The 15,755-nt window shown below is 43.1% G+C and carries 12 protein-coding genes; 9 read left to right on the top strand and 3 right to left on the bottom strand.

What is annotated here, in order from left to right:
* Nucleotides 1-8 precede the first annotated feature (8 nt).
* The 9 genes from AB1401_12075 to AB1401_12035 all read left to right on the top strand — a co-directional run bounded on the left by AB1401_12075 (nt 9) and on the right by AB1401_12035 (nt 11,710).
* The gene (locus AB1401_12075) at nt 9-614 is read left to right on the top strand and encodes a type 4a pilus biogenesis protein PilO (protein ID MEW6616182.1); all 606 of its coding nucleotides are present in this window, start codon (nt 9-11) and stop codon (nt 612-614) included.
* Nucleotides 586-1,170 carry a pilus assembly protein PilP gene (locus AB1401_12070; protein MEW6616181.1) on the top strand — a complete coding sequence of 195 codons (585 nt, stop codon included), beginning with the start codon at nt 586-588 and terminating at the stop codon, nt 1,168-1,170. The genes AB1401_12075 and AB1401_12070 overlap by 29 nt, the downstream gene beginning before the upstream one ends.
* A complete protein-coding gene (gene pilQ / locus AB1401_12065) occupies nt 1,167-3,407 on the top strand; it encodes a type IV pilus secretin PilQ (protein MEW6616180.1) in 2,241 nt (746 codons plus the stop codon). Before AB1401_12070 ends, pilQ begins: the two co-directional genes overlap by 4 nt.
* A gap of 163 nt (nt 3,408-3,570) precedes the next feature.
* Entirely contained in the window at nt 3,571-4,797 is a 1,227-nt protein-coding gene (aroC, locus tag AB1401_12060; protein MEW6616179.1) for a chorismate synthase, read from the top strand.
* A 60-nt stretch (nt 4,798-4,857) separates the two neighbouring features.
* Entirely contained in the window at nt 4,858-5,373 is a 516-nt protein-coding gene (locus AB1401_12055; protein ID MEW6616178.1) for a shikimate kinase, read from the top strand.
* 9 nt (nt 5,374-5,382) lie between these two features.
* The gene (locus AB1401_12050) at nt 5,383-5,838 is read left to right on the top strand and encodes an N-acetyltransferase (protein ID MEW6616177.1); all 456 of its coding nucleotides are present in this window, start codon (nt 5,383-5,385) and stop codon (nt 5,836-5,838) included.
* 187 nt (nt 5,839-6,025) lie between these two features.
* Nucleotides 6,026-7,012: a thioredoxin family protein gene (locus tag AB1401_12045; protein MEW6616176.1), complete on the top strand. Its 987-nt coding sequence runs from the start codon at nt 6,026-6,028 to the stop codon at nt 7,010-7,012.
* 20 nt (nt 7,013-7,032) lie between these two features.
* A complete protein-coding gene (locus AB1401_12040) occupies nt 7,033-8,295 on the top strand; it encodes an MFS transporter (GenBank protein ID MEW6616175.1) in 1,263 nt (420 codons plus the stop codon).
* Nucleotides 8,296-8,371: 76 nt separating this feature from the next.
* On the top strand, nt 8,372-11,710 hold the full coding sequence (locus tag AB1401_12035; protein MEW6616174.1) for a caspase family protein: 3,339 nt from the start codon (nt 8,372-8,374) through the stop codon (nt 11,708-11,710).
* Between the two features lie 45 nt (nt 11,711-11,755).
* On the opposite strand, the gene AB1401_12030 is transcribed toward AB1401_12035, so the two are convergent.
* The 3 genes from AB1401_12030 to AB1401_12020 form a co-directional block, all read right to left on the bottom strand.
* Nucleotides 11,756-12,910 (bottom strand): RNase adapter RapZ, encoded by a 1,155-nt coding sequence (locus AB1401_12030; GenBank protein ID MEW6616173.1) that lies wholly within the window; start codon nt 12,908-12,910, stop codon nt 11,756-11,758.
* 20 nt (nt 12,911-12,930) lie between these two features.
* Entirely contained in the window at nt 12,931-13,968 is a 1,038-nt protein-coding gene (locus tag AB1401_12025) for a phosphotransferase (protein ID MEW6616172.1), read from the bottom strand.
* A gap of 108 nt (nt 13,969-14,076) precedes the next feature.
* Nucleotides 14,077-15,567: a DegQ family serine endoprotease gene (locus tag AB1401_12020; protein ID MEW6616171.1), complete on the bottom strand. Its 1,491-nt coding sequence runs from the start codon at nt 15,565-15,567 to the stop codon at nt 14,077-14,079.
* Nucleotides 15,568-15,755: the final 188 nt, after the last annotated feature.

The following is a 15,755-nucleotide window of genomic DNA, read 5'->3' as shown; positions in this document are numbered from 1 at the left end:
TAATTGAAGTGGCTGATGCACTGGATAAAATAGCAAAATTGCCTACTGCAAAAAAGATAATGATACTTATAGGTGTCTTGTTTTTAATATCTGCTGCTTACTACTACCTTTTTTATATGTCCAAACAAAATGAGATAAGCGAACTTCAATCTAAATTGGATCAATTGCAGTCAGATTTGATAAAAAAACAGACTATCGCCAGAAAACTGGTAAAATTTAAGCAAGAAGTGGCAAAGTTGAATGCAGAACTTACCATGGCATTGACCCAACTTCCTGACAAAAAAGAAATCCCCAGTTTACTTGCCAACATATCCAGTTTGGGAAGGGAGGCAGAACTTGAGTTTTTGTTTTTCAAGCCAATGCCAGAGGTTAAACGAGATTTTTATGCTGAAATTCCTGTTGATATTAAGGTGTTAGGAAGATTTCACAAGGTTGCTGCCTTCTTTGACAAGGTGAGTAAGTTACCACGCATAGTAAATATTACAAACCTGAATATGAGTAATACAAAAATTCCTGATGGAGAGGATTCATTGACTGTCTCTTGCATGGCAACAACCTTTAAATTTCTTGAGAAAGAAGATAAAAGTGCGACTAAGAATACCAAAGGGAAGTAGTCGTTCTAAGATTGAAATACTACTTCTTTCCATTGTCCTGTTTTTTTCGTTTATTTTAATAAACTCAGAGACTAAATCCCAATCAACCGATTCCCTTCCCAAAAATATTGGTAGGAATAGGAACGTCAATGAATCTCAAAAAGCAACATCTGAGAAAAAAAGTGAGATTAAGAATGAAAAGGTTAAATACCAATACAGTGTTACCGGAAAGAGGGATCCTTTCAAACCGTTTATCTCCAAAGCTACAGTGGGTAAAAGCAAGAAAAAAGGTGACCATCTCACCCCACTTCAGAGATACAGTTTTAATCAGTTAAAGCTCATCGGAATCATATGGAGGGATGATAAAAATATCTCTGCTGCTATGGTTGAGGACACTGAAGGCAAAGGATATGTGTTAAAGAAAGGGACCCTTATAGGTGAAAATAATGGAAGGGTTATTAATATACTGAAGGACAGGATAATAATAAGAGAAGAGTACCGTAATTATCACGGAAAGACCAAAACCAGAACGGCTTCTCTCAAACTCCGTAACGCTGAAGAAGGAGAAACACCATGAAGTATCCAGGGAATATTGTTTGCAATAATCCCAATATCCAACGAAAAAAGCGGGTAAGGGGGTTGATGTTTTTCTCCATGGTAATATCCACCTTCCTGATTTTTGCGTGCTCTCCCAAAAGCCTTCAGATTAAATCAGAGACTATCAAATCGGAAGAGAGTTTGGCATCTAAAATCCAGAGGTTAGAAATTTCACAAGAGGCGGACAGAACTAAACTTACTATCCAGGGACTTGGCGCTATGTCATATACAGTGTTCAAGTTAGCCGATCCTCCTAAGATAGTTGTTGATATACCTAACGCTGATTTGGGGAAACTGACAGGAACTATAGAAGCAGGCAATGGTATTATAGACAATATAAACATTACAAAGTTTGATAATAAAACCGGGACAGTTGGCAGAATAGAGATTGCTCTGAATAAAATGGCAGATTATGAAGTGGCTAAGGATGCCAATAGACTCGTTCTCTATATAAAGAAACCCACAGATCCAGAATTAACCTCTGTCGATAAAACAAAAGCTAAAGAAGGGGGAACAGTTGAAGGCATAGATTTCAGGCAGATAACAGGAAAGTCTCAGATTATAATATCCACATCCAGTAAAGCCCGATATAATCTTTCCAGGGTGGCTAAGGATACACTGGTTCTGGAATTGGTTGAAATGGATATCCCGAAAAAACTCCGGGAAGTCATGGAGATTAAAGAAATTAACAGTGCTGTAAGACTAATTAAACCTAATCAAACCATAAGTTCAGGCAAAAATACTGCTAAGATTGATATAACATTGAGAACTATGGTACCATATCATATTATTCAGGAGGAAAACAGAATATATCTCGAATTCAATCAGCCCCAGAAGGCATTACATAAAGAGACAGCTTCCGCTCCGCCTGTATCTGCTGTACCAAGGACAGAGGTTGAAGCAGCTATGAGGGCAGGAGAAACCCGGAACTCTGAAGAAGGGTTTCAGACAGAAAAAGCTGAAAAGATGACACCTGCTGTGGAGTTAACCCCTGTGGAAGGGGGTGTAAAGGGAAAATATACTGGCAAAAGGGTCTCAATGGACTTTAAGGATGCAGATATAAGGAATCTCTTTCGGCTGATAGCCGAGGTTAGTAACCTGAACATAGTTTTCGGAGACGAAGTTAAAGGCAAGGTTACAATCAGAATGGTTGATGTCCCGTGGGATCAGGCGCTGGATGTCATTCTGGACACCAATAATCTGGGAATGATCAGGGCAGGAAATATTATCAGGATTGCCCCTTATGAAAAAATCGCCAAGGAAGAACATTCCCTGATAGAAAAAAAGAAAGGAACACAAGAGGTTGAAGAATTAGTTACAGAGACAATCCGTATAAACTATGCTGTGGCTAAAGACATTTTGCCCCATATACAGAACAAGTTATCTAAAAGGGGGAAAGCCTCTGCTGATGAAAGGACAAATTCTATACTCATCACCGACATTAAAGGGATTGTAAGCGAAGCAAAAAAGATAATAAGGGAGTTGGATACTCCAACCCCCCAGGTACTGATCGAGGCAAGAATAGTACAGAGCAATCCGACATTTACAAGAGAACTTGGCGTTCAATGGGGTGGAACATATTCAAGAGGTGTTTCATCGGGCACTTATACTGTTTCAGGAACAGCAGGCAGCAATTATGCTATAAATCTCCCCTCCAGTTTAACCCATGGAGGATTGGGGTTCGGTCTTGTAAATTCTTCAGCAACACTGGATTTAAAGCTAACAGCGATGGAAAAGGACGAAAAGGTAAAGATTATATCAAGACCAAAGATCATTACCATGGATAACAAAAAGGCGAAGATAGAACAAGGGGTAGCCCTTCCTTACCCTAAAATGAGCTCAGAAGGGACAGTATCAACGGAATTCAAAATGGCTACCCTGTTACTGGAAGTTACCCCCCACATCACACCGGATGGAAGTATTATAATGAAGGTCTTGGCAAAGAAAGATCAGAAATCTTCTCAAACAGGATATGGTGGAGAACCAGGCATAGATACCAGGAGCGCAGAAACAGAGGTTATTGTGAAAGACGGGGATACTACGGTAATCGGTGGAATTTATGAAAGTACGCAGACTGATGCAATAAGCGGCGTCCCGTTCTTATCAAATATTCCCATCCTTGGGTGGCTGTTTAAGAGCAAATACAAAAAGGACGAGGTAACCGAACTTCTGATATTCCTTACCCCCACTATTGTCAAGCAAAAACCCGTCAACTAAAAAGATCATCATATCTCAAATATGGATTATCTCCAGATTGGTTGGTAAAATCATAACATAAGGAGTCAAGGGTTCGAGGATTCAAGGGTTTGTTTCCTAACCAATTTAACTCGAACCCTTGAATCCTTGAACCCTTTTAACATTGCAGGCCCAGGTGACCATTATGTTAAGGTATCTTACAGCAGGTGAATCACATGGAAGTTCTCTGACAGCCATCCTTGAAGGCATACCCGCTGGTTTGAGCGTTCGAGAAGAGGATATAAATATTGATCTTGCCAGAAGGCAGATGGGTTATGGCAGAGGGCAGCGAATGGAGATAGAAAAGGACATGGTCAGTATAACCTCTGGGGTTCGATGGGGCAAGACTATGGGCTCTCCTATCAGCATGGTTATACAAAACAAAGACTGGGAAAAATGGAAGGCAGAGATGTCTGTATCCTCTCAATATGAAGGGAAGGGGATTCGTCTTAACAGACCCAGACCAGGCCATGCTGACCTTGCAGGTGCTATCAAATACAACCAAAGGGATATCAGAAATATTCTTGAGCGGGCAAGTGCAAGGGAAACTGCATGTCGGGTTGCGATAGGAGCTGTAGCAAAATGTCTTCTTAAAGAATTCGGCATTAAGGTAATCAGCCATGTAACTGAAATAGGAGGAATAAGAATCAGTTCTCAAAACCTAAACCCTGAGGATGTATACGGAAGGGCTGAGGCTTCGGAACTGAGATGTATTGATGGCGATGCCGAAAGAGAGATGAAGGCAAAAATAGATGAGGCAAAAGCCAGGGGAGATTCACTTGGAGGGGTATTCGAGATAATTGCCACAGGTGTACCTGTTGGGTTAGGAACTTATACCCAGTGGGACAGAAAACTCGATGGGAAGATAGCACATGCCCTGATGAGTATACAGGCAATCAAAGGGGTAGAGGTTGGTCTGGGGTTTGAGACTGCTAGGAGATGGGGGTCTCAGGTTCATGATGAGATATACTATAAATCACCGGCCAGAGATGACAAAGGGTTATCTGAAGTACCTTATGACACAGAAGCTCAAGGGCTTAAACCAAAGGAGGGTTTTTTCAGAAAGACAAATAATGCGGGCGGTATTGAAGGAGGAATCTCTAACGGTGAACATATAATTACCAGGGCTGCTATGAAACCCATCCCTACTTTAACCAAACCTTTAAAATCAGTAGATATTGATACCAAAGAGGGCTTTAATGCCAGTGTGGAGAGGTCTGATACCTGTGCTGTTCCCGCTGCAGGAGTGATCGGTGAATCAGTGGTAGCCATTGAAATTGCCAATGCTTTCCTGGAAAAGTTTGGAGGGGATTCTGTTGAAGAGACAAGGAGAAACTATCAGGGGTACCTTAGTTATGTTGATAGTTTTTAGGTAAGGGGTTTAGGAGTTTAAGGTTAAAGGGTTGAAGGGTTGAAGGGTTGAAGCTGAAACATGGCGATGAAAAAGTTCAACAGGAATATAGTACTGGTAGGATTTATGGGGACAGGAAAAACAGAGGTGGGAAGGATTCTGGCAAGGGACTTTTCCTTTGAATTTATTGATACCGATGATGTGATAGAAAAAAGACTCGGCATTAAAGTACATGAGATATTCAAAAAGTATGGGGAAAGTTACTTCAGAGATATAGAGAGGGAGGTAGTTAAGGATCTGTCAGAGTTGAAGGGGTTGGTTATAGCTGCTGGTGGAGGGGTGGTAATTAATCCTGAGAATATCAATGACCTGAAAAAGAATGGTATAGTAATATGTCTAACAGCAAGCCCGGAAGTGATTCTCTCCAGGGTAAAGGGAAATGATGCTCGTCCACTATTAACTGTTTCTGACAAACTTACCAAAATAAAGGAACTGTTGAAATCAAGAGAAGTATTTTATGCCAGGGCTGATGTAACCATTGATACTACAGATAGAGAGGTTTTAGAGGTCGTTAAAGAAGTCAAGGGGGTGTTGTAATACTTTAATATGATCAGAAAAGCAAGAGTGGGAGATATCAAAGAGATTCAGGATTTAATAGGGGTTTATGCTAAAAAGGGCGAGATGCTGCCTCGTTCTTTGAGTGAGCTTTATGATAATGTCAGAGACTTTAGTGTTTATGTGGACGAAAAGGCAGCCAATATCATTGGCACATGTGCTATGCATATCTGCTGGGAAGACCTGGCAGAAATCAGGTCTCTTATAGTACGTGAAGACTTCTGGGGCAAGGGTATTGGTACTAAACTTGTAGAGACCTGTCTATCTGAATGTAAAGTTTTAGGCATATATAAAGTCTTTGCTTTGACATATCAGACCGAGTTCTTCAGAAAACTCGGGTTTGAAACAGCAGACAAGTCTGTTCTCCCCCACAAGATATGGGCGGATTGTTTAAAATGCATTAAGTTCCCTGATTGTGATGAAACTGCTATGGTTTTAAATCTTTAAGAAGAACCTCTGCCTCTCCGATAGAATAGTCATGGCAGGTTTAAGCTAACGTGTATGGAATCTAAAGTAGCGGATACAGGATTTTATAATGCGGGCTGGAAAGACAAAAAATATATGCTGAAGCGAAAAGGGATAATTTTGCAAAGTTCTCGGATAATAGTTCGATCTCCACGGAGACGAGGCAACAATGACATCAGAAGAAAAAAAACGGGTTCAAAAATGGAACAGTGATCTATGCGGTGATATTCAGATAAGCCTCCTTATAACGGAGGACAAAAGGAGCGGAGAATTCGATGAATTCTGCGAAAATTTGAAGCGCCTTGCCCCAAAGATTCATATTGTCAGAGAAAAGGGGCAGCCACAAGAGATCCCGGCTATACGAATAGGCAGTATCCTTACTTACCATGCTATCCCTCTTGGTATGGAACTTGAGCCTTTTCTCGAAATCCTCTCTTTTTATAACAAGGGGTTCCCTCCTGTCCCAGGCTCTATACAGGGTCATCTTGAAAAGCTCCAGATTCCAACCACACTGAACCTCTATATCTCTCAACAGTGTCCTGTTTGTCCCGAGACAGTCCGGCAGATTATACCCCTTGCCTTGGTAAACGAATTTATTCAACTTACTATTACAGACTGCACCCTTTTCCCTGAAATAGCTCAATCAAATAGGATTCAATCTGTGCCAACTGTTGTACTCGACGAACATTTTCGATGGACAGGCCCATTACAACTGGAAGAACTCGTCAAGGTTATTATCAAACGTGATCTTGCTACCCTGGGTACCTCATATCTCGAAAAGATGTTAGAGGAGGGAGATGCCCTTCATATTGCAGCAATGATAGCTGACAGGCAACAGATTCCCCCGGTATTTATCGACCTCCTGACGCATGAGAAGTGGGGAATCCGTTTGGGTGCCATGACAGCAATGGAAGAAATAGCGGAGAATAATCAAGAACTGGCTGCTCAGGTAGTCGATCCGCTCTGGGAACGTTTCGATGATGCAGAAGATACAATCAAGGGCGACATACTCTATATTCTGGGAAAATCAGGCGATCACAGGATAGCACCCCGACTTAAGATGATTTTAAGCGGTCAGTACGATCCTCAAATAAAAGAAGCTGCAAAGGAAGCTCTTGAAACGATAGCATCAGAAAAAGGGAGTACCGGGTTATAAACCCAATCAGGTAATGTAAGATGTTGAAAAAAGTCATAGAAAAAGGAGAAGCTTTTCACTGGGCGTGGATCATCCTGGCAACCTGTTTTGTCAATCTTTTTATTAACTATTCTGTCCGCCTCGGATACGGAGTTGTTCTTCCAGAGATGATTCGCACCCTTGGCTTCGATCGAACTGCCGGCGGATCTATCTATAATTCCTACCTCTTCTCCTATATTGCCCTGACCCCCCTTACCGGTTATCTGACTGACAGACTTGGAGCACGTCGTGTAATTACAGTCTGCTGTCTCATCCTCAGCCTTGGCGTCCTCCTGATGGGAACAGTAAAAACCCTCGGGGCGGCCTGCTTCTTTTACGCCATAGCCGGTCTTGGTGCCACGGGGATGTGGACACCGGTAATTACCGTAGTCCAACGATGGTTCTCTCCAAACCGTAGAGGGTTGGCTCTTGGTATACTTTCCACAGGGTACGGGCTTGGGTTCGCAACCATGGGGGCAGCCTTTCCATGGATAGTGCTCCACTTCAACTGGCGCTATGGCTGGTATTTTTTAGGAGCCGGCGCGCTGGTGATGGTAATTGTCAACGGTCTGTTACTTAGAAGTGACCCCGAGAGTACGGGATATCTACCATGGGGACAGAGAGATGCCCCCCTAACAAATAACATGGACGTGAAGACCCAATCAAAAGACAGCTTTCTCCCCATCATTTTGAAGAACAGCAGGTTCTGGCTTATAGGGTTCTCTTATTTTTCCATATCTTATGGCCTCTACGGCATTACTACCTTTATGGTGGACTATGCCAAATATCAGATTGGACTGTCCCTGGAAAGGGCAAGCTTTCTGGCAACAGTGCACGGTATTTGTCAGGTGGCAGGAGTTTTAACGATCTTACCCTTGTCCGACTATATCGGCAGAAAAAGAACTATCATTATCTCCAACTCCTTTATTGCTGTCTTCATGGCGGGAATTCTCTTCACCGGAGATTCATGGGTAATGCTGTATGCCCTTGTGGGGGGGGTAGCAATTTTTTACGGGGCAACATTTCCCATCTATGGGGCTTGTGCAGGAGACTATTTCCCAAGGGAAATGATGGGTACTGTCATAGGGGCATGGACGCCCTTTTATGGTCTGGGGGCTATCCTGGTTCACTGGGTTACCGGTATACTTCGGGACAGAACAGGCACCTATGATTATGCCTTTATGATCAGTGCCACTATGGCTGCTGTTGGACTCCTGTTAATTTTACTGGTTAGGAAAACGACAGAGGGGGGAGAGGGGAGTTAACCTAACCTTTGACGATCTCCGCAGATAATTAAAATCTATGCGAACCTGAGGGCAGGTAATACAAGGAGGGAGAAAAATGAGAAGGCAAAAATGGTTTGGTCTGATGTCTTTACTATTTTTTGCCATTGCAGCAGGTTTTAACCCCGCAATCGCCGCTGAAAAGTCTGAGATTTTTGTGCAGTTGGGGCACACAGGATCAGGCGATATCCACACTGCGTTTTTTTCGCCTGACGGAAAATACTTCCTGTCAAAGCAGGGAGGGGAGTACTGCTTCAGACTCTGGGACGTTGCCAAGGAAAAGGAGATACGGGCTTTTTTCAGCGAGGCAGATAAGGTCATAAGTGCTGCTTTTTCACCTGACAGCCGTTCATTGCTGACAGGCGGCTCGGACAACACCGTTAAGGTGTGGGATATTGCAACGGCAAAGGAAATAAAATCCTTCTCCGGTCATTCTGCCCCTGTAGCATCGGTCGTCTTTTCTCCTGATGAAAGGCATGTACTTTCCGGAAGTGAGGATACTACCCTTAAGCTCTGGAATGCTGCGACTGGAGAAGAAGTGCGGACGTTCAAAGGCCATATCGGTACTGTCAACTCAGTTGGTTTTTCCCCAAACGGCCGTCAGGTCGTTTCCGGGAGTAGCGACGGAACGGTACGGCTGTGGGATGTAGCAACGGGAAAGGAGGTAAAAAGCTTTACAGGGAAGGAAAAAGTAGCTTCAGCAGCGCTTCTTCAAAATGGCAAATACATTTTGACCATGCGTTATGGGGAGAAGAACTATTTAAGCCTCTATGAGGTAAATACCGAGGGGGAACTATGGCAGAAGCAGATGGGGGATTATCTGCATATTGCCATATCACCGGACGGAAGCCATATCCTGTCGGGTGGCTATAAAATGCCTCTCCAGCTCTTTGAGACAGCCTCCGGGAAAGAAGTGAGGAACTTTTCCTATGATGAAAAGGGAACTCCTCTTGCGTTTTCACCCGACGGCAAAAACGTATTGAGCGCGATAAGGAGGGAACTTCTGCTATGGAATGCTTTTACTGGAAACACTTTGAGGACGTTTTCCGGCCTGGTAAAAGGCGTTACCGCCATTGCCGTATCTCCTGACGGCAGAGCGATCATCTCAGGGGAACACGACGGTACCGTCCGATTCTGGAACATGTCGGCAGGAAAGGAGACAAGGACTTCCAAAGCGCATGAGGGGTGGATCAATTCGCTGTCCTTTTCTCCTGACAGTAGGTTCGCCGTTTCGGGGAGCCACGATAAGAATTTCAAACTCTGGGATGCGATAACTGGAACAGAGCTAAGGACTTTTATCGGACATTCAGGTGAGGTTACTTCAGTCGTTTTTTCGCCTAACGGCAGATATCTCCTCTCGGGAGGCGGCTTTGATAAAACAGCAAGGCTCTGGGATGTTCAGACAGGGAGCCAGATACGGACATTTGTCGGGACGAGGGCTGTCTTTTCAGTCGCATTCTCCCGGGATGGAAAGTATGCCGTCTCGGCGGGTACAGGAGATTACTCTCGCCCCTACCCAATGAGGGAGAACTATGCCCTCAAAGTGTGGGATATTTACAGCGGCAGAGAATTGAACACATTTGACATACATACGACAAAAGACTTCGAAACTATGAGTATTAAATCGGCATTGTATTCTCCGGACGGGAGGAAGATTGTATTAGGTATCAGCAGTGTATTCAATCCCTTTGACCCTGATGCTTCCGTCAAACTCTGGGAAATATCATCAGGCGAAGTGGTCAGGGAGTTTAGACATCCTGGCCTTTCCTCTATTGCTTTATCACCGGATGGCAGGCTCGTGCTGTCGGGCAGCACAGATAATACCTTTAAGCTATGGGACATCTCTACGGGAAACGAGATAAGAACTTACAGGGGTCACGCTACATGGGTCTCCTCGGTTGCCTTTTCCCCGGATGGTCGCTACGCATACTCGGGAAGCTGGGATGGCACTGTGAGGATGTGGAATGTGGCAACCGGCAGTGAAATTGCCATGCTGGCAAGTTTCAGGAATGGCGAGTGGCTCATTATCACCCCCGAAGGCTATTACAACTCCTCTGCCAATGGCGACAAACATTTGAATGTCCGCATCGGCAATAACGTCTATGGCATAGACCAGTATCGTTCAGCATTCTATAAGCCTCAGATAGTTGAGACAGCATTAAGGCTTGGTGATACACAAAAAGCGATTGCAGAAACTCTCGGGGTTGATAAACAAAAGTCCGCTGTTACAGTTGCTTCAATCCAGAACATAGAGCCGCCGTTCATCGTTATCAAATCACCTGAAGACGGGAAAAAGATGAATTCAACTGATGCTGAAGTCTCCCTTTATATTGAAGACAGAAATCAGACAATAAAAAGGGTAAAGGTCTTTGTAAACGGGAGGCAGGTTACAGGCAGTGAGATTGCTTCGCCCCGACCTGTCGGGGCTCGCAATGACATCAGGGGGATTGAAATCACTCCCAAAGGTATAGAAGTACCTGAAGGCAAGAAAACCCTTGATTTAAAAATCCCTGTCAGTCTGGACATTGGAGAGAATCTGATAGAGGTAACAGCATTCAATGGCTTTTCCGAAGGAAGGAAATCTGTCCGCATATATCTTGAAGTGGCAGGACAGGCGTCCCGCCTGTCAGAAGCAATCCTTCCCAACCTCTGGATACTCTCCATAGGAATAAACAAATATCAGGACAAGAACCTAACCCCGCTCTCTTATGCAGTTGCTGATGCAGAAGGGATTGTTGAGGCATTCAAAAGCCAGAAGGGAAGATTATTCCGTGAAATAAACAGCCTTATCATCAGTGACAGCAGCTCAATAAAGCCGACTTACGACAGCATCCTTGATAACCTGAACTATTTAAGCAAGGCATCTGCAAATGATATTGTCCTTTTGTTTATAGCGGGACATGGGATAAATGATGATAGGGGAGATTTCTATTTTTTGCCTGCTGATGCAGTTATAATGAATGACGGTACGATAAAGAAATCAAAGGCTATACCATGGAGGGAGTTGAAGGCTATACTGGATTTGCCGTCTAAAAAACTCATATTTGCAGACACCTGCCACTCAGAAGGTGTGGCTGGAAAGAAGACAAGGGGTGTTGATAATGATCGTTTTGTAAAGGAGCTTCAGGAGGCAAATGCAGTGATATTCACATCAAGCCGTGGCAGAGAACTTTCTCAGGAATCAGACAAATGGAAACATGGGGCATTTACTTATGCTATAATTGAGGGGATAAGCGGGAAAGCTGACTTAATCAAGGATAACAAGGTTTCAATGAAGGAGCTTGATACTTATGTCTCGGAGACAGTGCCGAAGATAACCAACGGGGCACAGCATCCGATTACAAATACACCTGATGGTTATGTAAATTTCCCAGTGGCAGTAGTGAGCCATCCCTGACAGTCTCACTCAGGAATTTATGCTAAAGCAAAAAGGGATACTTTTTCAAAGGATATGTGTTTTCGTTTTAGAGAACCACTCGTCAGCCCTTTCAAGACCTTCGGGGTTTCCGATGTCTGCAAAAAGTTGACTGTTATCTATATATGCACAAATCAAAAACCCTTCTTCTATTAATCTCAGATAAAGGCTGACAATAGAGAACTTTCCTACCTCTTTGATCTCGTTAAATATCTCAGGGGAAATTACATGAATACCATTAAAAGCCAGGTGCCTAACTGGCCCTTTGTGTTGCCTTCTGACATCAATAAGACCCTTTTGGGAATAGTAAAGCCCACAAACAATATTCATCGAATCGACAACAAAATAATTCGTCGAGAGCCGCTCCTGGAGCACTAAGGTAACCAAGCTCTTTGATGCTAAGTGATAGCGATAAACTGACTTTAGGTCGGTTTCACTTATGATGTCTACATTATGAATGAAGAAAGGTTCTCTTCCCCAAAAACCTTCAGTATTCTTTAAGCCTCCCCCGGTATCCAGCAGCTCAGGTTCGTATACTGTTGTAAAGCTACAGTCTAAGTGCGTATTTTTTAAATGAGCCTCCACTTGCTCGCTTAGATAATGCGTATTGACAATTATCTCCTTTACCCCTGCTTCAACCAACTTCTTCGATACTAAGTCAATAACTGCCTCCCCCCCTAGTTTCACCAGTGCTTTCGGCACTTCCTTTGTTAAGGGTAATAACCTTGTTCCCAGACCAGCGGCTAAGATAAATGCCTTTCTACAGGGCTGTGCAAAGGCAGTATCCCATCGGAACTTCTCCATATGGATACATTCTGTGTTAAATCCTGCCAGAGTCAAGTCCCTCTTCATTCTTTCAGCCATATAGACCGACCGATGCTGTCCGCCAGTACAGCCATAAGAGACCATAAGATGCTCCAACCCTCGTGCTGAAAAAGACTCACAATGACTTTTTATAAGCTCTAGGGTCAGGTTGTAAAACTGGTGAACCTCTGGATAGTCCTCAAGATAATCACCAACCGGTTTATCAAGCCCACTATAATTCTGAAATTCTTTTTGCCTGCCTGGGTTGGGTAGCCCCCTGCAATCAAACACATAGCCACCGTGTCCATGGGGATCGTCAGGGGTATGGGAATAATTAAAACCGAAGCTATAAATCGACACACTTAATTTATTGTCCATTGTAATTAAAACCAAATAGTTCAGCGCGAACTAATTAAGCTTATCAACTTCGTTGGAGACAGAAAGGCATCTTCTGTACTTAATCGCTGTGCAAATTTTTGAAGTTGGGGCAAAACCTCTCCTAAGAGGCTTTGCCCATAAAAAATACTCATAAGGTTCTTTGATGCCTCAGGGACTCCTTCTAAAAACCTCCAGTGCCCCTCCTGAACCGCCAAAAACAGATAAACCCCTAATGCCCGTAAAATCCTGAAAAGGACGAAAAAATAATAGTTGGACATAAAGTCATTCCGGGTTACCAGCCTTGCTGAATCCAAAATTTTTCTCATCTCTTTTGAATCTTTCCCAGACGCTATCACTCTTTCCAGTTGATTTAAATAATTGGATAAAATGATTTTTCTTTCTTCATCGGAGATATTTGCTTTAGAGGCATAGAGTAGGGTTGCAACATCATATTGGAGTGGTCCCTGACGACCTGCCTGAAAGTCAACGTACCCGAGGCTCCTATCAGGGCGAACAATTATATTTCTGCATTGAAAATCCCGATAAAGGAAAAACATGGGCTGATGCCCCGCTAAAATATCTGTTAATCTGTTTAGTTCGTTTTCTATCCCAGCTATTTTTAAATAATCATTTGCCAGGACAAAAAAATTGGTCATAAAATATTGGAGGTCATCTTCTATATTCTTTCGGTCAAACACCGGGCTCTGGTGACAATTATGTTCATAATCAATACCCACATGTCCCAAAATCTGAAAATGAACCAGGTCTTTTGCACTTTGTATGTAGAGGGAGAGTATCTCTTCTTTAGATATGGAAGGAGATGAAATCCTTTCGGCAAGGGTTTCATCTCCCAGGTCTTCAATTATGTAGATCCCTTTATCAATACTGCTTGCGTACAACCTGGGAACAGGGAGTCCCACGGAGTATAAGTGGTTGCAAAAATATATAAAAGAGCGATTTTCTTTTTCATCCTGCCCATAGACACCAATCAAAGTTCCCTCATCATGGCACAGGCGGAAATACTTCCGCTTTGATGCATCTCCAGGTAAGGAGTCCATCTTCAGCAAATTTATATTACAGGATTTTTTTAGAAGGATATCGAATTGTTTTTTTAGTTTTGAATGAGATGTGGAATCAAGCATTTGAGGGTTAAGGTAATATCTAAATCATTCCTTTCCCGGCATCTTAAGCACTATATATAGTGCACTATCGGCTCTCCTGATAAGTAGAAGAAGGTTATCTCCTTTTACCCTGTTCAGGATAGCCATATAATTTCTCAAATCTTTAACGGGGTTACGGTTTATCTCTTTTATCAGGTCTCCTTGTTTTATTCCAGCCTCATCTGCCGGGCTGCCTGCAACAACATCGGTTACCAAGACCCCCTTTTCGCCTATGTATCCGAACTGTTTTGCAATATCCGGGGTCAGATTTTGCACTACCATCCCCAGCTTTTCTCTTACTTCTCCCTTTGAAGCGACTATTTCCTTCTCTGGAAATTCTCCAATTATAACCTTTAATGTACTTTCCTTCCCGTCTCTGATAATTTTTATTTTTGCTTCCTTCCCCACATTAAGAGTTGCTACAAACCTTGATAACTTATTTATCTCGTCGATCTTTTCACCGTCTACTTCTATTATTATGTCCCCTCGCTTAATCCCTGCTTTATCCGCAGGACTACCTTCCACAACATCAGCTACCAGCGCGCCTTCAGTCTCTCTCAACCCGAATGATTTGGCCAGATCAGGGGTGACCTTCTGTATCACAATACCCAACCATCCTCGAATTACCTTCCCCTTTTCTTTGAGTTGGGGGATAAGCCCCTTTGCCATATTAACCGGGATTGCAAAACCTATCCCCTGCCCACTGGCAATAATGGCGGTATTGATGCCAATCACCTCTCCTTTCAGGTTAATCAAGGGACCTCCGCTGTTCCCCGGATTTATAGAAGCATCGGTCTGTATAAAATTATCATAGGGACCAGCTCCGATAATTCTTCCTTTAGCGCTTACAATTCCTGCTGTAACTGTATGATCGAGCCCGAAAGGATTACCAATGGCAACTACCCATTCTCCTACCTCCAACTTATCTGAGTCACCCAGCTTAACTACAGGCAGGTTTTTCCAGGATTTTATCTTTATTAATGCAATATCGGTTTTGGGGTCTTTTCCTATTATTTCTGCTTTAAACTCCTTCTCATTTGAGAGTTTGACCTTTATCTCATCGGCACCTTGGATCACATGGTAATTGGTCAAAATATAACCATCCTCGTCAATAATAAATCCTGACCCCAAACTGGTCTGTTTGAAATCTTTGGGTACCATGTCCTCAAAAAATTTATCGAAAAAGTCTCTAAAAGGGCTTCTTTCACCAAAAGGACTCTGAAAAGGTGTAAATCCCTGCCTCCCTCTATGAATAACCTTTGTAGTACTGATATTGACAACTGCTGGTTTTAACTCTTTTGCCAGTTCAACAAAAGATGGCAGCTGGGTGGGTACTGTTGATGATTTGTTTTCACCATCCCTATCCTTTTCTACTCCAAAAGTAGAAATAGCCTTTAAAGAGGGCGTCAACTTCAGTTCTGAAGCCACAATTATACCCACTACAAAGGAAGCTATAATTATCCCTATTAAAGTCTTTAGCCCATATCTGTGTTCCATAATGTCCTCCTTTTACCTCATGAAGCCTGCACAGTCTGTCCTGAAAAATGCCTGCCTGTAGGCAGACAGGAAAAATTTACTTTGGGGCGAATCCGCATGGCGGATTAAAAAACCGTAAATCGCGAATCGTAATCCGTGAAACGGTTTTATTTTATTTTATATTCTATCTACGACTCCCGACTTTCGAT

It is taken from the genome of Thermodesulfobacteriota bacterium (assembly GCA_040757775.1).
Lineage (GTDB): Bacteria > Desulfobacterota > UBA8473 > UBA8473 > UBA8473 > UBA8473.
This window is presented reverse-complemented; position numbering and strand designations above follow the sequence as displayed.